Origin of the sequence: Saccharothrix violaceirubra, assembly GCF_014203755.1 — a bacterium.
Classification (GTDB): domain Bacteria; phylum Actinomycetota; class Actinomycetes; order Mycobacteriales; family Pseudonocardiaceae; genus Actinosynnema; species Actinosynnema violaceirubrum.
Map to the genome: position 1 here is coordinate 7,284,826 of NZ_JACHJS010000001.1, position 15,826 is coordinate 7,300,651.

Genomic DNA, 15,826 nt, shown 5'->3' on the forward strand with positions numbered 1-15,826 from the left:
CGCGAGTTGTGCACTCAGGCACCGCGAGTTGTGCGTTCGGGCACCCGTTCAGCGCGTGAAAGGGGCCGACATCGCGGTCAGGAGGGTGTGGTCCGCGTCGTCGTGGCCTAGTTCCCACATGAACGTGCCCAACAGGCCCCGGCGCTTGGCGTAGTCGGCGCGCAGCCCGATCGACCTCGGGTTCTCGTAACTCACGAAGCGGCGCTCGGCCGCGTTGTACAGCCACGGGCTCTTGGCCACCGGGTGCCAGTGCTCGGTCCAGCCGGGGGTCTTGCGCAGCGCCTCCACCTCGTCGCGGCCGTCCACCCAGAACGCGTTCACGACCGGCTGGTACAGGCCGTGGTCCGGGCCTTCCGACGCGACGGTGAAGCCCCGGCCGTAGAACGGGACGCCGAGCACGAGTTTGCGCGCGGGCACGTTGTGCCGCGTGTAGTAGTCCACCGCGCCGACCGTGCTGTTCCAGCGCTTGTCGGCCCGGGGCAGCGGATCTTCGCGCACCTGCTGGAACGGGGCGTTGAAGGTCGACACCTTGGAGAAGCCCGTGCCCTGGTCGTAGGTCATCAACGTGATGAAGTCCAGCTCACGGCCCAGCTCCTCGAGTTCGAAGCTCTTCGCCGGGTCGTACGGGCCGTCGGTCTGCAACCGGCCGGTCGGCAGCGCGGCCGTGACCAGGCGTTTGCCGAGCTGGCGGCGGAACTCGCGCACGAGCAGCGTCGCGTTGCGCCGGTCCTCGGGCCGGTCCGTGATCTCGGTCGGCCCGCCGTAGACCGGGAACTCCCAGTCGACGTCGACACCGTCGAACACGCCGGGTGCCTGCTCGAAGAATCGGTCCACGCACGACGCCACGAAGTCCCGTCGCGACTCGCGGGTCAGGGCCGCGTCGGAGAAGCCGCCCGCGCCCCAGCCGCCGATGGAGATCAGCGCGCGCAGGGACGGCTTGCGGCGCTTGAGGTCCACGATGTCCGCGAAGTCCTTGGCCGCCGTGGGCGCGTTGAGCACGCACTTGCCGTCCTCGATCGTCGAGAACGCGTAGAACAGGTGCGTGATCGGGGTGTCCGACGGGATCGCCGAGATCGGCTTGGACCCGCTGAACCAGTTGCCGTAGTACGCGCCCACCACGTGCCCGCGGGGAGGGGACGCCGTTGCGGGTACGGAGAGTCCGGTCACCACAAGCAGGGCCGCGCACGCGGCGAGCAGGAGTCGCACCCCTTCAGTGGTACAGACCACTGAAGGGACGTGGCACCGCCGATCAGTCGATGCGCTTGAACTGCTGCGTGATGTCGTCGGCCTCCTGGCGCACCAGGGACTTGCGCTCACGCCGCGCCTTGATGACCTCGAAGACGATCGGCAGCACCGAGATCAGCACGATCAGGATCGCCATCATCTCGATGTTCTCGTGCACGAACGGGATCTGGCCGAGGAAGTAGCCCAGCACCGTCATGCCGGTCGCCCACAGGACGCCGCCGATGGCCGAGTACGTGAAGAACGACTTGCGGTCCATCCGGCCCACCCCGGCCATGGCCGTGATGAACGTGCGCACGATCGGCACGAACCGCGCCAGGACGATCGCCCGCGCGCCGTACTTGTCGAAGAACTCGTGCGTCTTGTCGACGTACTCCTTCTTGAAGATCTTCGACTCGGGCTTGTTGAACAACGACGGTCCCGCGCGGTGCCCGAGCCAGTAGCCCACGACGTTCCCGAGGAACGCGCACACCGTGAGGATCACGCACACCAGCCACAGCGGGTAGTCGATGAAACCCTTGGCCACGAACAGGCCCGCCGTGAACAGCAGCGAGTCGCCGGGCAGGAAGAACCCGATCAACAGGCCGCACTCGGCGAAGATGATGAACGCGAGGCCGACGAGCACGTACGGGCCGAGCGCCTCGAGAATCTTCTCGGGGTTCAGCCAGTCCGGACCGAGGGCAATCGTGGAGGCGAGTGCGACCGTCACGGGCACAACGGTACAGGGTTACCGCAGCGTGACGACGGCGACGACCGTTCCGGCGGCCAGTCCGAGCAGGACGGCCAGCAGCAGGACCCACCCGCGGCTCATGCCCGGTTGGTCCGGTTCGTCCTGGGCAACGGGTGGGTGGAAGCCCGAGCTGGTGGCCTGCGCACGCAGCGCGCCGACCACCAGCCGTTCCTGCTCGTCAGACACGGGGGTCAGTCTTTCACCCACGCACCCCGGCTGAGCACCTCACGGGGCCGGAACTCCTCGTCCAGCACGACGATGTCGGCCGCCAGACCCGCCGCCAACCGCCCGGTCGCGTCCGCCAGGCCCAGCAGTTCCGCCGGGCGCGTGGCCGTGGCGTGGACGGCGTCCTCGACGGACAGGCCGCACGACGTGACCGCGTTGCGGAACGCCGAATCCATGGTCAACGTGCTGCCGGCCAGCGAACCGCCGCCCGCGAGCGTGGGCACGCCGTCCACGACGCGCACCTCCAGCCCGCCCACGTCGTACACGCCGTCGCCCACGCCCGCCGCCGCGATCGCGTCCGTCACCAGCACGGTCCGCCCGGAACCGGCATGACGGGCCGCCAGGCGCACGGCCGTCGGGTGCAGGTGCACCAGGTCGCAGATCAGCTCGACGGTCACGCGCTCGTCGTCCAGCAGCGCGCCGATCGGGCCGGGCTCGCGGTGGTGCAACGGGCGCATGCCGTTGAACAGGTGCGTGGCAACGGTCGCGCCCGCCTCGATCGCCGGACGGATCTGCGCCTCGGTGGCGTCCGTGTGCCCGATCGCGGCGAGGACATCGTTGTCGACCAGACGGCGGATCGCCTCGACGCCGTGCTCCAGCTCGGGCGCGACGGTCACCATCCGCACCGTGCCGCGCCCGGCGGTCAGGACCGTCTCGACGGACGCCTTGTCCGGCGGGCACAGGATGGCCGGGTCGTGCGCGCCGCAGCGGGCGGCCGACAGGAACGGCCCTTCGAGGTGGATGCCCGCCACCACGCCGTCCTCGACCAGCTCGGCCAGTGCCGACACCTGGTTCGCCAGTTCCGGGATCGGCCGGGACACCAGGCTCGCCAGCATCGTGGTCGTGCCGTGTCTGCGGTGCGCGCTCGCCGCCTTGCGCACCCGCTCGGGGTCCGCGCTCGTGAACGCCTCGCCGCCGCCGCCGTGGCAGTGGATGTCGACGAAACCGGGCACCACCCAGCCGTTCCCGATGTCCGTCGTGGGTCCATCCGGAGGCGTGCCCTCGCCGACGGCCACGATCAGGCCGTCGCGCACGGCGACCCACCCCCGCGCGAGGACTCCCTCAGGCGTGACGACCCGACCACCGGTCAGCGTCACGTCCACGGGTCCACCCCACGTGCTCATCTCTCCTCCAGCATGTCGATGGCCAGCAGCGCTGCGCCGAGGCATCCCGCCTCGTCCCCCAGCGCGGCCAGCCGCAAGTCAGGTTTCCGCTGGAAGGTGATCAACCCGTCCAGTCGGTCCCGCAGCGGCTCGGTGAGCAGGTCGCCCGCCAACGCCAAACCGCCGCCCAGCACGACCGCCTCCGGACCCAGCAGTGCCGCGACCAGGAGGATGCCCCGGGCCAGTGCGTCCACGGCCTCGTGCCACACCGCCCCGGCGTCGGCATCGCCCGCCCGGACCAGCGCGGCCACGTCGGCGGCACCCCGGACCGGCTTGCCGGTCCGCTCGGTGAACCGCCGGGCGATCGCGGCCGACGACGCGCGCGCCTCGACGCAGCCCGTCTGCCCGCAACCGCACGGGTCGCCGTGGCCGACGTCCACGTGCCCGATCTCGCCCGGTGCGCTGCGCACCCGGCCGTCGATCAGCAGCGCGCCCGCGATGCCGGTCCCGATCGGGATGATCACGGCGTTCTCCAGACCGCGGGCGTTGCCCATGCGGTGTTCGGCCAGTCCCCCTGCGCGGACGTCGTGGCCGAAAGCCGTGCGGTAGCCGGTCCGTTCTTCGGTCGTGCGGACGAACGGGTAGTCCTGCCAACCGAGGTTGGCCGAGTACACGCCGATGCCCTCGATCTCGTCCACGATGCCCGGTACGACCAGGCCGATGGCGTCGATCGGGTGCTCGGACGCCGCGCGCAACTCGTCGACGAGCGAGGCCACCTGGTCGACCACGGCGTCCGCGTCCCCGCGTGCCGTGGAGCACCGCTGCTGCTTCACCGCCTGCACCTCCTGCGAGGTGCCGGTGACCAGTGCGGCCTTGGTCTCGGTCCCGCCGACATCGACGGCAATCACGTGTCTTGTGCGCGCCACGAGGTCCGATACTGCGGCATGGTGCCACCATTGGTCTATACCAAGTGCCGGATTCCCCCCTCCCGGTACAGCACGATGTCCGCCATGTCACCCGGTCGTACACCGTCGGTCGTCGGTGTGCCGGCCGCACGTTCAACCGGTCGTGTAACGCGAAACGGCCGGACACGCGGGGTGCGTGTCCGGCCGTGCGGTGGTTCTTGACAGCGGGTGCGGGGTTGGACCCCGTCAGCGTTCCGACATGAGTTTCTGCAACGCGTCGAGCGCACGGCTCGCCGTGCTCTTCACGGTTCCCTTCGAGATGCCCGTGGCCTCGGCGATCTCGGCCTCGGACAGGTCGCCGTAGTAGCGCAGCACGAGCACCTCGCGCTGGCGCGGCGGCAGCTTCGACAGCGCCGCCACCACGGCCTGGTGCTCGGCCGTGAGCATGGCCAGGCTCTCCGCGCTGCGCGCGTTGGCCACGTGCGGCGGTGTGTAGTCGCGGGCCGTCTTGCGCCGGCGCAGCACGCTGCGCGAGCCGTTGACCACGGCCGTGCGCAGGTAGCCGACGGCGGCCTGGGCGTCCCGCAGGTTGGACCAGTTGCGGTGCAGCCCGGTGAACGCCTCCTGCACGACGTCCTCGGCCGTCGCCGGTTCGTCGACCAGCAGCAGGGCCAGCCGGACCAACCGCATCCGGTGCTGTTTGTACAGGTCTTCCAGGGTCAGCGGGCCCGTGGGTTGCGGTGCCGCACCGTCCTGGATGCGAAGGTTCGTCAGCGTGCTCTGGACGCGCGCGACGCCGTTGTTCTGCTCCGGACCGACCACGGCGCAGACGTTACCCGGTCGAGGCGGTAGCTTCGGCGCGGCGCAGTACCGGAGCGAAGGGTGGTCACATGGCCAGGTTCGTCGTCGAGTGGGAGTACTTCGAGGACGGCGGCCCGCGTGCCGCCGCACGCCCGGCGCACCGGGACTACCTGGACACGCTCGTCGAGGCGGGCAAGGTGCTGGGCGCCGGGCCGTGGGTGGACGACTCCGGCGCGCTGCTCGTGTACGAGGTCGCGGACCGCGCCGAGTTGGACGCGCTGCTCGCCGCCGACCCGTTCACGACCGCCGGCGTGGTCGCCGGCACGCGGGTGCACGAGTGGAAGACGCTCAAGGGGCCCTGGGCGGGCTGACCGGTACCGGGCCTCCTCGGGTGCGGAGGCCCGGTCGCCGGCGTCGGCGGGTCGGGCCCGCGTCGGTGGGTGGTCGACTTCACGTGCGGGGTCGGACCTGCCCGGTCGGTGCCCGTCGCCGTTCGGACCTCACGCCGCGGCGAGCGCGTCCACCTCGGCGGCCGTCAGTTCCAGGTCCAACACCGGCAGCAGGTCGGTGAGCTGGGCGACGTTGCGCGCGGACGCGATCGGCGCGGCGACCGTGGAGCGGGCGGCCAGCCACGCGAGCGCGACGGCCGCGACGGTCGTGTTCCGCTCGGCCGCGATCCGGTCGAGGGCGGCGAGCACGCGCGGGCCGCGTTCGTCGTCCAGGTACTGCGACGCCGCCGCCGCGCGCGGGCTGTCCACCGTCGCGCCCGGCCGGTACTTGCCGGTCAGGAAGCCGCGGGCCAGGCCGAAGTACGGCACCGACGACAGGCCGCCGCCGCGCACGGCCGACTCCAGCTCGCCCTCGTAGTCGCGTTCCACCAGGTTGTAGTGCTGCTGGAGCGCGACGAACGACGCGAAGCCCTCCCGTGCGGAGACCTCCAGCGCGGACGTGAGCCGGTCGGCCGTGTAGTTGGACGCGGCGACGTACCGCACCTTGCCCGCCCGCACGAGCCGGTCGAACGCGGCGAGCGACTCCTCCTGCGGCGTGTCCGGGTCGTCGCGGTGCGCGTAGTACAGGTCGACGTGGTCCACGCCCAGGCGGCGCAGCGACGCCTCGGCGGCCCGTTCGATGGTGTCCGCCTTCAGGTTGTCCAAGCCCGGCAGCATGCCGACCTTGGTGGCGATCACCACGTCGTCGCGGCGGCCACGCCGGGCGAGCCACCGGCCGACCACCGCCTCCGACTCGCCGCCGGAGTGGCCGTCGATCCAGTGCGAGTACGCGTCGGCGGTGTCCACGAAGTTCCCGCCGGCGGCGGTGTAGGCGTCGAGCACGGCGAACGAGTCGGACTCGTCGGCCGTCCACCCGAAGACGTTGCCGCCCAGGCTCAGGCGCGAGACGTCCAGCCCGCTGGTTCCCAGTTTCGTCATGGCCCGAAGCTATGTCGTCGGCCGCGTCGGCGCCGAGGGGTTTCTCCCGGACTAAATGCACCGTGCCAAGGGTTGGGAAGATCGACCGATGATTTCGAGAGGGGTCGAAATGACTGTCAACCTGGGCGAATACGGCGCGTGGGGACTGGCCGACGTGTGGCCGGGCCGGGAGGAGGAGGCGGCCGAGCTGGAGTCGCTGGGGTACGGCGCGCTGTGGCTCGGCGGTCCTTCCGCCCGGACTCTGGACACTGTCCGTGAACTGATCGAGGCGACGTCCACCCTCACGGTGGCGACCGGCATCCTGAACGTGTGGGCCACGCCCGTCGAGCAGGTGAACGAGCGTTACCGCGAGTTGGCGTGGACCGACCGTTTCCTCGTCGGCGTGGGAATCGGCCATCCGGAGACCAACGGTGAGGTCTACCACAGCCCCTATCAGAAGCTGGTCGACTACCTGGACCGGCTCGACGTGCCGCGCGACCGGCTCGCGCTGGCCGCCCTGGGGCCGCGGGTGCTGCGCCTGGCCGCCGCGCGCACCAGCGTCGCGCACCCGTACCTGACCACGCCCGAGCACACCGCGCAGGCGCGGGAGACGATCGGCGCGGGCGTGTTGTTGGCACCCGAGCAGCACGTCGTGCTGGAGACCGACCCGGACGCCGCGCGCGAGATCGGCCGCGGGGAGCTGGAGTTCTACCTGGGCCTGGAGAACTACCGGGCGAACTGGCTGCGCGGTGGGTTCACGGCCGACGACTTCGCCGACGGCGGGTCCGACCGGCTGGTCGACGCGTTGATCGCGTGGGGCACGGTCGAGCAGGTCGTGGCACGGGTGCGGGCGCACCGGGACGCCGGTGCCGACCACGTGTGCCTCCAGGTGGTCGGTCAGGACGGCGTCCCGCTGCCCGCGTACCGGGAACTGGCCGCGGCGCTGTTCTAGCTCTCGGTCACCTCGACGCCGCGCCAGAACGCGATCCGGTCCTTGATGTTCGCCGCCGCTTCCTTGGGGGCCGGGTAGTACCACGCGGCGTCGGGGTTCACCGCGCCGTCCACTTCGAGCGAGTGGTAGGACGCCGTGCCCTTCCACGGGCACACCGTCGTCGTGTCGGAGGGCCGCAGGAACTCCCGGTCGACGGCGTCGGCCGGGAAGTAGTGGTTGCCCTCGACGATCTCCGTGTCGTCGCTGCGCGCGACGACCTGGCCGTTCCACGTTGCGATCACCATGCCACCGACTATGCCCATGATCGACTTCTCGCGCCGGGTGGTGCCCGTAGGATGCGATCCGACACCGCGTTCCGGGCACCCGAGGAGGACCCACAGATGCCCATCGCAACCCCCGAGGTCTACGCCGAGATGCTTGACCGGGCGAAGGCGAACGAGTTCGCCTACCCCGCGATCAACGTCACCTCGTCCGAGACCCTCAACGCGGCACTGCGTGGTTTCGCGGAGGCCGAAAGCGACGGGATCATCCAGGTCTCCACCGGTGGTGCCGAGTTCGCCTCGGGCACCAAGGTGAAGGACATGGTCACCGGCGCGGTCGCGCTGGCCGAGTTCGCGCACGTCGTCGCCGCGAAGTACCCGGTGAACATCGCGCTGCACACCGACCACTGCCCGAAGGACAAGCTGGACGGCTACGTCCGGCCGCTCATCGCGCTGTCGCAGGAACGTGTGGACCGGGGCGAGAACCCGCTGTTCCAGTCGCACATGTGGGACGGCTCGGCCGTGCCGCTCGACGAGAACCTGGTCATCGCCGCCGAACTGCTGGAGCTGTCCGCCAAGGCGCGGATCATCCTGGAGATCGAGGTCGGCGTCGTCGGCGGCGAGGAGGACGGCGTCGACAACGAGATCAACGACAAGCTCTACACGACGCCCGAGGACTACCTGAAGACGGTCGAGGCGCTCGGCGCCGGCGAGAAGGGCCGCTACCTGGTCGCCGCGACGTTCGGCAACGTGCACGGCGTGTACAAGCCGGGCAACGTGAAGCTGCGCCCGGAGATCCTCAAGCAGGGCCAGGACGTCGTGGCCGAGAAGCTGGGCCTGGCGGCCGGTTCCAAGCCGTTCGACCTGGTCTTCCACGGTGGGTCCGGGTCGCTGCTGGAGGAGATCCACGAGGCCCTGTCCTACGGCGTCATCAAGATGAACATCGACACGGACACGCAGTACGCGTTCAGCCGGCCGATCGCGGGGCACTTCTTCACCAACTACGACGGTGTCCTGAAGGTGGACGGCGAGGTCGGCAACAAGAAGGTGTACGACCCGCGCTCGTACCTGAAGGCCGCCGAGCAGGGCATGGCCGCCCGCATCGCCCAGGCGTGCGAGCACCTGAAGTCGTCCGGTCGCATGATCGCCGGCTGATTTCGGGGTTTCTCGGGGCGCCGCGGGCTTTGCTCGCGGCGCCTTCTTTTGTGCTTGGTGGGTGTCGTTCGGGGTTGCTGCTCCGCGGACGCGCGAGTCCTCCACTCGGGCACCCCGAGTTACGCGTCCAGACACCCTGAAATACGCGTTCAGGCAGGCTGGAATACGCGTTGGGGCAGGTCTGGGTCTGGATCAGGCGATGGGCGTGGTGGTGACCGGGGAGTGCCGCCGTGCCGCTTTGCGTCGCAGTAGTGCGTCCAGTGCGATCCACGTCGTTGCCAGGATCAGGAACGTTGCCGCTGCCGACGGGTACGAGACGGGTGGGGCCGCATTCAATTGTTGTTGCAGCCAGATTCCGCCGTATCCCAGGCCGGTGGTCGCGGCGGCGCCCAGGATCGCTGCCGGCAGTGCGGGCACGCGGCCCAGGTGGGCGGCGTCCACGGCCGCGCCGATCAGGATCAGGAACAAAGGGATCGCGGAGATCGGGAAGTCGATTCCCGCCAGCAGGGGCCAGATCAGGCAGCGGTAGCCGACGTAGGCCGCTGCCACGGCCGTCGCGGCCCAGGGCAGGGCGATCGTGCGGCGGGCGATCACCAGGACCGCGGCCGCCGCGATCAGGCCCCAGACCGGGTACACCCAGTCCGCGATGGGCAGGGAGAACCGCACGATCGACGCGCGGTCGACGGGGCGGCCGATCTGGTCGGCCGCGAATTGCAGGAGGCTTGGTTCCGCGTAGGGGTCGCCTCTGTCCCAGGAGGCGATCTCCAGGATTCCGTACTCCTGGTGCTGGTTGGGGAACCAGGCGTTCTCGAAGAAGAAGAACCACAACGCCGCCAGGCCGGGTACTCGCCAACGATCTGCCGGGAAGTAGCGCAGCCAGCCCCGGATCGCGCCGGCGAGCATGATCGCCGTGCCCAGGTACAGCAGGGCGTGCGAGCCGCTCCACGACGTGATGTCCAGGCCGTTGATCCGGTGGTTGATCAGGTCGATCGGCAGGGCCACCAGGAAGATCCCGGTGCCCCACTGCATCAGGCGCAGCGACGTGCGGTCCACGCCGTAGCCGGTGAACGTGTGGAAGATCGTCAGGCCGACCACGATCACCGTGCCGACCGTGTTGATCATGTGTGGGGGTGCCAGCTCGTCGCGCAGCCACTTGAAGTGCCACGCCACGTCCCACGACGAGCCGATCAGTTTCAGCAGCAGGCCCAGCAGCCACAGCCGGTACAGGCCGGACGTCAGCACCGCCGGCGTCTCCCGGCCCGGCTCGCCGCGCTCCCAGTACTGGTCGCGGAAGCGTGCGATGCGATCGGCAACCCCCGTTTTCACCCGCTCATGATGCGGGCCGGCCGCCCTGGTGAGAAGGGTTGCGCGGCCCTGGTGTTTCCCGAAATGTCCCCTAAGGGGTGCTCCTGACCTGGGACTACCCGTGATCGTCCCACCGAACGGGTGAAGTGTGTTGATCCTTACAGCCCAACGCGGGAGGGTTCTCGGCTGGGAAACGGCTGAGAGGGAGTCATGTCGCAGAGGGTCGTCGCCGGGATCGTCGTGTCCGCCATCGTGCTCGCGCTGGTCGCCGCCGCGGTGCGGGTCTTCCTATCCTGATCACATGACGAACCTGCTCGGCCCCGATCCGACGCTGCTGCCCGACCGTCCCGAAGCGCAGGCCGCCGCCGACGCGGGCACGGACCCGGCCAAGATCGTCCACGCGCACCCCGACTTCAGCGAGGCGTGGGCGCTGCTGGCCGAACGCGCGTTGCAGTCCGGCGACCCGGTCGCGGCCTACGCCTACGCCCGCACCGGCTACCACCGCGGCCTCGACCAGCTGCGCCGGGCCGGCTGGCGGGGGCACGGCCCGGTCCCGTGGTCGCACCGCCCGAACCGCGGCTTCCTGCGCGCGCTCGCCGCGCTGTCCCGTGCTGCGGACGGCATCGGCGAGACCGAGGAGTACGAGCGCTGCCGGAAGTTCCTCGCCGACAGCGACCCGGCCGCACCCGCCGCGCTCGGCCTGGCCTGAGCCGCCGCCGTGGGCGCGGTGCGCGACGAGGTCACGCGCAGAATCGACCGGTGGCGCGGTACGGCGTTGCCGATCGTGCACACCGCGCTCGCGGCCGGCCTGTCGTGGTGGGCGGCCATGGCCGTGGCGGGCCACGAGCACCCGTTCTTCGCCCCGATCGCGGCCGTGGTGTGCCTGGGCGTGTCGCTCGGGCAGCGGCTGCGCCGGGTCGTCGAACTGGTCGTCGGCGTGTCGGTCGGCGTCGGTGTCGGCGACGTCCTGATCTCGTGGATCGGCACGGGACCGTGGCAGATCGCCCTGGTCGTCGCGCTGGCGATGTCCGCGGCCACGCTGCTCGACGGCGGCGCGGTGATCGCGCTCCAGGCCGGGTCGTCGGCCGTGCTCGTGGCCACGCTGCTGCCGCCCAGCACCGGCGGCGGCCTGGACCGGATGGTCGACGCGCTGGTCGGGGGCCTGGTCGGGCTCGCGGTCACGGCGTTGCTGCCCGCGCACCCGTTGCGGGTCGCACACCGGCACGGGCGCGTGGTGCTCGGCGAGCTGGCGACGGCGTTGCGCGGTGTCGCGGACGCCGTGGCCGAACGGGACGCCGTGCGCGCGGCGAGCGTGCTGGCCCGGCTGCGCGAGTCGCAGTCGGCGTTCGACGAGTTCACGACCGCGTTGCGCACGGGCGGCGAGATCACGTCCCTGGCACCGCTGCGCCGCCCGGCCCGGCACGCCCTGGACCGGTACGCCTCGGCCGCCGCGCCGATCGACTACGCCGTGCGCAACACACGCGTGCTGGCCCGACGGGCGTTGGCGGCGTTGCGCGACGACGAGGAGATCCCCGAAGTCCTGATCGAGGTGCTGCGCGGGTACGCCGACGCGGTCGACCTGCTGCGCGGCGAACTCGCGCGCGGCACCGAACCGGTCACGGCGCGTAAGGCGATCCGTGACGCGGTCCGGTCCGCGACGGCGCACCGGCTCGGCGGCGACACCCTGTCGGTGAAGGTCGTGCTGGCGCAGGTGCGGTCGGTCGCCGTGGACCTGCTGCAGGCGACCGGGTTGACCCGCGCGGAGGCGGCCGAGGCGCTGCCTCCGTTGTCCCGCAAGGACTAGCAGGGGCTAGCAGCGGTCGAGAAGGCCCGTCAACGCGCTCTTCTCGGCCGAGTCGACCTTGAGGCCCCAGCGGTACTTCGAGTGCACCCAGATCTTCCCGTAGGTGCACCAGTACGAGGTCAGCGGCGGCTTCCAGCGAGCCGGGTCCTGGTCGCCCTTGGACTGGTTGACGTTGTCGGTCACCGCGATCAGCTGCGGGTTGCCCAGGTCGTTGGCGAACGACTGGCGCCGGTCGGTCGTCCACGACGACGCGCCGGACCGCCACGCCTCGGCCAGCGGCACGACGTGGTCGATGTCCACATCGGACGCCTGGGTCCAGGTGGCGCCGTCGTACGGGCTGTACCAGGAGCCCGAGGTCGCGGCGCAGGACGAGTCGGTGACGACGTTGGAGCCGTCGCGCTTGAGCACGGTCTCCCGGGTGTTGCAGGCGCCCGAGACGGTGATCCAGTGCGGGAACTTCTCGCGGCTGTAGCCGGTGAGCGAGCCCTCGGCGGCCACGGTCAGCGCGGCCAGTTCCGACTTCGCGGTGGCCGTGCTCGGGATGTTCGGCGGGGTGGCGCTCGCGGGCGCCGCGGTGGCGAGGCCCAGCGCGCCGACCAGGAGCAGGGAGGTGACGGTTTTTCGCATGTTTCCGACCTTCCTGGTGGGAAGTTGTCGGAGATCACCCTGGGTCAATTCTCCGGCCACCACAATGCCTTCGGGTGACCTCGTGGTGGCCGGCTGCCGAACGCTGCGTGCTAGTGCACCCCGCGCACGAGCCGCAGGTCCTCCGTGTGGCGGTACCACGTCCACTTGTTCAACGCGCGCGGGTGCGTGATCCCGTCGGACACCACGTGCAGCGGCAGGCAACCGAGCTGGAACGCCCGCCCCGCGGTCTCCCTGACCCGGTTCCCGAACAGTCGCTTGTGGATGACGCTCACGACCAGCCCCAACTCCCGATCGGGCCGGACCTCCAGCCGGCTCGCCTGGCCGCGCAGCACGACCGTGTCGTCCGCGTACCCGACGCCGCGCACCGGCCCGAGCACGCCGCGGCCGACCAGCACGCCGCCCACGTCGTCGCGCACCAGCGGCACCGGGTCCGGCTCGCCCGCCAACGCCAGGTCCAGCGCGCGACCCGGGTCGGTCGGCAGGCCCCAGAGGTCGGCCACGGCCGAGTCCTCCTCCAGTGGCACGTACCCGACGGGCACCTCGCCGAGCAGTTCGGTGCGCAGCAGCCGCAGGACCACGGCGTTGAGGTCGGCGTCCGTGCCCGCCACGACGAGACGCAGGTCACCCAGATCGGACAGAATCGAGTCGACGTCGGCTTTTCCCGGCCGCGAGGGCACCTCGCGCACCGTGAAACGGTCACCGTCAGTGATCAATGGCGACTGCGTGTTTCCGCAGGCCAGCACGATTCCGCGCACCATCAACTCCTGGTCTACCCTCAACCACCGGCATTCGCTCTTACCGATTCAACCGCAGGGAGTCTCACATGCCGGCCGTCGTGCTGATCGGTGCCCAGTGGGGCGACGAAGGCAAGGGCAAGGCCACCGACCTGCTCGGTGAACGTGTCCAGTGGGTCGTCCGCTACCAGGGTGGCAACAACGCCGGTCACACGGTCGTGCTGCCCGACGGCCAGAAGTTCGCCCTGCACCTGATCCCGTCCGGCATCCTCACACCGGGTGTGACGAGCGTCATCGGCAACGGCGTCGTCGTGGACCCGGCCGTGCTGCTCGACGAACTCGCCGGCCTCGAGCAGCAGGGCGTCGACACCTCCACGCTGCTGATCTCGGCCGACGCGCACCTGATCATGCCGTACCACGTGGCCATCGATAAGGTCACCGAGCGTTACCTGGGCAAGGCCAAGATCGGCACGACCGGGCGCGGCATCGGCCCGTGCTACCAGGACAAGATCGCCCGCGTCGGCGTCCGCGCCCAGGACCTGCTCGACGAGAAGATCCTGCGCCAGAAGGTCGAGGCCGCACTCGACTTCAAGAACCAGGTCCTGGTCAAGGTCTACAACCGCAAGGCGCTGGACGCGAACCAGATCGTGGACGGCGTGCTGGAGCACGGCGCCAAGTTCGCGTCCCGCATCGCCGACACCCGCCTGCTGCTCAACCAGGCGCTGGAGCGCGGCGAGACCGTGCTGCTGGAGGGCTCGCAGGGCACCCTGCTCGACGTCGACCACGGCACGTACCCGTTCGTCACCTCGTCGAACCCGACGTCCGGCGGTGCCAGCGCGGGCTCGGGCATCGGCCCCACCCGGATCACCACGGTGATCGGCATCCTCAAGGCGTACACCACGCGCGTCGGCTCCGGCCCGTTCCCGACGGAGCTGAACGACGACATGGGCGAGCACCTGCGCAAGACCGGCGGCGAGTTCGGCGTCACGACCGGCCGCTCGCGCCGCACCGGCTGGTTCGACGCGGTGATCGCCCGGTACGCCGCGCGCGTCAACGGCATCACCGACTTCTTCCTCACCAAGCTGGACGTGCTGTCCGGCCTGGAGAAGGTGCCGGTCTGCGTCGGCTACACGGTGGACGGGCAGCGCGTCGACGACATGCCGATGACGCAGACCGACGTGCACCACGCCGTGCCGGTGTACGAGGAGCTGCCCGGCTGGTTCGAGGACATCAGCGGATGCCGCACGTTCGAGGAACTGCCCGCGAACGCGCGGGCGTACGTCGAGTACCTGGAGTCGATCTCCGGGGCGCGGGTGTCGGCGATCGGCGTCGGTCCGGGCCGCGACCAGACGATCGTGCGCCACGACATGCTCGGCGGCTAGCACGAAAACCCCCGCCGCGGCGGCGTGTTCGCGATCCGGAACGCGTTGACCGCCGCCCGGCGGGGTGCCGAGACTCGCTCGCATGAGCGTGGTCACGCACTGGTTCCTGCCCACGTCCGGCGACGGTCGCACGATCGTGGAACGCTTCCACGCCAACCCGACACAGGGCACGCCCGCGTCGCGCGGCCCGGACATCGACTACCTCGCGGCCGTGGCGTCGGCGGCCGAGGTCAACGGGTTCACGGGCGTGCTCACACCCACCGGCACGTGGTGCGAGGACGCGTGGCTGAGCACGGCGGCGCTGCTCGCGCGGACGTCCCGGCTCAAGTTCCTGGTGGCGTTCCGGCCGGGCGCGGTCTCGCCGACGCTGGCCGCCCAGATGGCCGCCACCTACCAGCGGATCTCGCGCGGTCGGCTGCTGCTCAACGTCGTGACCGGCGGCGACGCGATCGAGCAGCGCCGGTTCGGCGACTGGCTCGACCACGACCAGCGCTACGCGCGCACCGACGAGTTCCTCCGGGTCGTGCGCTCGGTGTGGGGCGGCGAACCCGTCGACTTCACCGGTGAGCACTACCGGATCGCCGGTGCGACCCTGCCCGCGCCGCCCGACCCGATCCCGCCCGTGTACTTCGGCGGGTCGTCCGACGCCGCGCTGCCCGTGGCCGCCCGGCACGCGGACGTCTACCTCACGTGGGGCGAGCCGCCGGCCGACGTGGCGGCCAAGATCGCGCGGGTCCGGGCGCTGACCGACCGGCCGGTCCGGTTCGGTGTCCGGCTGCACACGATCAGCCGGGACACCTCCGAGGAGGCGTGGCGCGAGGCGGGTCGCCTGCTCGCCGCCCTCGACCCGCGACGCGTGCGGGAGGCCCAGGAACGGCTCGCGGCCAGCGAGTCCGTCGGGCAGCAGCGGATGGTCGCCTTGCACGGCGGCGCCTTCGACGGCGACCCGCGCGGCCTGGAGGTCCACCCGGCGCTGTGGGCCGGGATCGGACTGGTGCGCGGCGGCGCGGGCACCGCGCTGGTCGGCAGCCATGCCGAGGTCGCGGACCTGATCGCCGAGTACCACGCGCACGGCGTGGACGAGTTCGTGCTGTCGGGCTACCCGCACCTGGAGGAGGCGTACTGGTTCGGCGAGGGCGTGCACCCCGAACTGAGGCGGCGCGGACTGCTGTGA

The 15,826-nt window shown here is 70.9% G+C and carries 18 protein-coding genes; 7 read left to right on the top strand and 11 right to left on the bottom strand.

The genetic code is table 11. The annotated features are described in order from the left end of the window. Positions 1-48 precede the first annotated feature (48 nt). From F4559_RS33875 to F4559_RS33900, 6 genes are all read right to left on the bottom strand, one after another. Positions 49-1,206, bottom strand: a complete 1,158-nt coding sequence (locus F4559_RS33875) for a glycoside hydrolase family 18 protein (protein ID WP_312865960.1) — start codon at positions 1,204-1,206, stop codon at positions 49-51. A 43-nt stretch (positions 1,207-1,249) separates the two neighbouring features. Next, positions 1,250-1,957, bottom strand: a complete 708-nt coding sequence (locus F4559_RS33880; protein WP_376774699.1) for a DedA family protein — start codon at positions 1,955-1,957, stop codon at positions 1,250-1,252. Between the two features lie 12 nt (positions 1,958-1,969). Next, the gene (locus F4559_RS33885) at positions 1,970-2,158 is read right to left on the bottom strand and encodes a hypothetical protein (protein ID WP_184675132.1); all 189 of its coding nucleotides are present in this window, start codon (positions 2,156-2,158) and stop codon (positions 1,970-1,972) included. A 5-nt stretch (positions 2,159-2,163) separates the two neighbouring features. Next, positions 2,164-3,321, bottom strand: a complete 1,158-nt coding sequence (gene nagA / locus F4559_RS33890; RefSeq protein ID WP_184675141.1) for an N-acetylglucosamine-6-phosphate deacetylase — start codon at positions 3,319-3,321, stop codon at positions 2,164-2,166. Next, on the bottom strand, positions 3,318-4,226 hold the full coding sequence (locus F4559_RS33895) for an ROK family protein (RefSeq protein WP_312865961.1): 909 nt from the start codon (positions 4,224-4,226) through the stop codon (positions 3,318-3,320). Before F4559_RS33895 ends, nagA begins: the two co-directional genes overlap by 4 nt. 225 nt (positions 4,227-4,451) lie before the next feature. After that, positions 4,452-5,027, bottom strand: coding sequence for a SigE family RNA polymerase sigma factor (locus F4559_RS33900; RefSeq protein ID WP_184675143.1), 576 nt, complete (start codon positions 5,025-5,027; stop codon positions 4,452-4,454). Positions 5,028-5,095: 68 nt separating this feature from the next. Here F4559_RS33900 and F4559_RS33905 point away from each other — a divergent pair, with 68 nt between their 5' ends. Continuing rightward, entirely contained in the window at positions 5,096-5,377 is a 282-nt protein-coding gene (locus F4559_RS33905; protein WP_184675145.1) for a YciI family protein, read from the top strand. 129 nt (positions 5,378-5,506) lie between these two features. On the opposite strand, the gene F4559_RS33910 is transcribed toward F4559_RS33905, so the two are convergent. Then, positions 5,507-6,433, bottom strand: a complete 927-nt coding sequence (locus F4559_RS33910; RefSeq protein ID WP_184675148.1) for an aldo/keto reductase — start codon at positions 6,431-6,433, stop codon at positions 5,507-5,509. Between the two features lie 109 nt (positions 6,434-6,542). Here F4559_RS33910 and F4559_RS33915 point away from each other — a divergent pair, with 109 nt between their 5' ends. Further along, positions 6,543-7,364 carry an LLM class F420-dependent oxidoreductase gene (locus F4559_RS33915; protein WP_184675150.1) on the top strand — a complete coding sequence of 274 codons (822 nt, stop codon included), beginning with the start codon at positions 6,543-6,545 and terminating at the stop codon, positions 7,362-7,364. On the opposite strand, the gene F4559_RS33920 is transcribed toward F4559_RS33915, so the two are convergent. Continuing rightward, positions 7,361-7,648: a DUF427 domain-containing protein gene (locus tag F4559_RS33920; RefSeq protein ID WP_184675152.1), complete on the bottom strand. Its 288-nt coding sequence runs from the start codon at positions 7,646-7,648 to the stop codon at positions 7,361-7,363. The two genes, F4559_RS33915 and F4559_RS33920, sit on opposite strands and share 4 nt — an antisense overlap. 96 nt (positions 7,649-7,744) lie before the next feature. Here F4559_RS33920 and fbaA point away from each other — a divergent pair, with 96 nt between their 5' ends. Next, on the top strand, positions 7,745-8,779 hold the full coding sequence (gene fbaA, locus F4559_RS33925; RefSeq protein WP_184675154.1) for a class II fructose-bisphosphate aldolase: 1,035 nt from the start codon (positions 7,745-7,747) through the stop codon (positions 8,777-8,779). 192 nt (positions 8,780-8,971) lie between these two features. Here fbaA and F4559_RS33930 read toward each other — a convergent pair whose 3' ends face one another. Continuing rightward, positions 8,972-10,105, bottom strand: a complete 1,134-nt coding sequence (locus F4559_RS33930; protein WP_184675156.1) for a hypothetical protein — start codon at positions 10,103-10,105, stop codon at positions 8,972-8,974. Positions 10,106-10,385: 280 nt separating this feature from the next. Here F4559_RS33930 and F4559_RS33935 point away from each other — a divergent pair, with 280 nt between their 5' ends. Together F4559_RS33935 and F4559_RS33940 are read left to right on the top strand one after the other, a co-directional pair. Further along, a complete protein-coding gene (locus F4559_RS33935) occupies positions 10,386-10,793 on the top strand; it encodes a DUF3151 domain-containing protein (protein WP_184675158.1) in 408 nt (135 codons plus the stop codon). A gap of 18 nt (positions 10,794-10,811) precedes the next feature. Continuing rightward, complete coding sequence (locus F4559_RS33940) at positions 10,812-11,888, top strand: FUSC family protein (RefSeq protein WP_312865963.1); 1,077 nt, start codon at positions 10,812-10,814, stop codon at positions 11,886-11,888. 6 nt (positions 11,889-11,894) lie between these two features. On the opposite strand, the gene F4559_RS33945 is transcribed toward F4559_RS33940, so the two are convergent. Both F4559_RS33945 and F4559_RS33950 read right to left on the bottom strand, forming a co-directional pair. Beyond that, positions 11,895-12,515, bottom strand: a complete 621-nt coding sequence (locus F4559_RS33945; protein WP_184675163.1) for an HNH endonuclease family protein — start codon at positions 12,513-12,515, stop codon at positions 11,895-11,897. 110 nt (positions 12,516-12,625) lie between these two features. After that, on the bottom strand, positions 12,626-13,291 hold the full coding sequence (locus F4559_RS33950; protein ID WP_184675165.1) for a hypothetical protein: 666 nt from the start codon (positions 13,289-13,291) through the stop codon (positions 12,626-12,628). 68 nt (positions 13,292-13,359) lie between these two features. Between F4559_RS33950 and F4559_RS33955 the strand changes: the two genes are divergently transcribed. Both F4559_RS33955 and F4559_RS33960 read left to right on the top strand, forming a co-directional pair. Next, the gene (locus F4559_RS33955; RefSeq protein WP_184675168.1) at positions 13,360-14,652 is read left to right on the top strand and encodes an adenylosuccinate synthase; all 1,293 of its coding nucleotides are present in this window, start codon (positions 13,360-13,362) and stop codon (positions 14,650-14,652) included. 82 nt (positions 14,653-14,734) lie between these two features. Beyond that, a complete protein-coding gene (locus F4559_RS33960) occupies positions 14,735-15,826 on the top strand; it encodes an LLM class flavin-dependent oxidoreductase (protein ID WP_184675170.1) in 1,092 nt (363 codons plus the stop codon).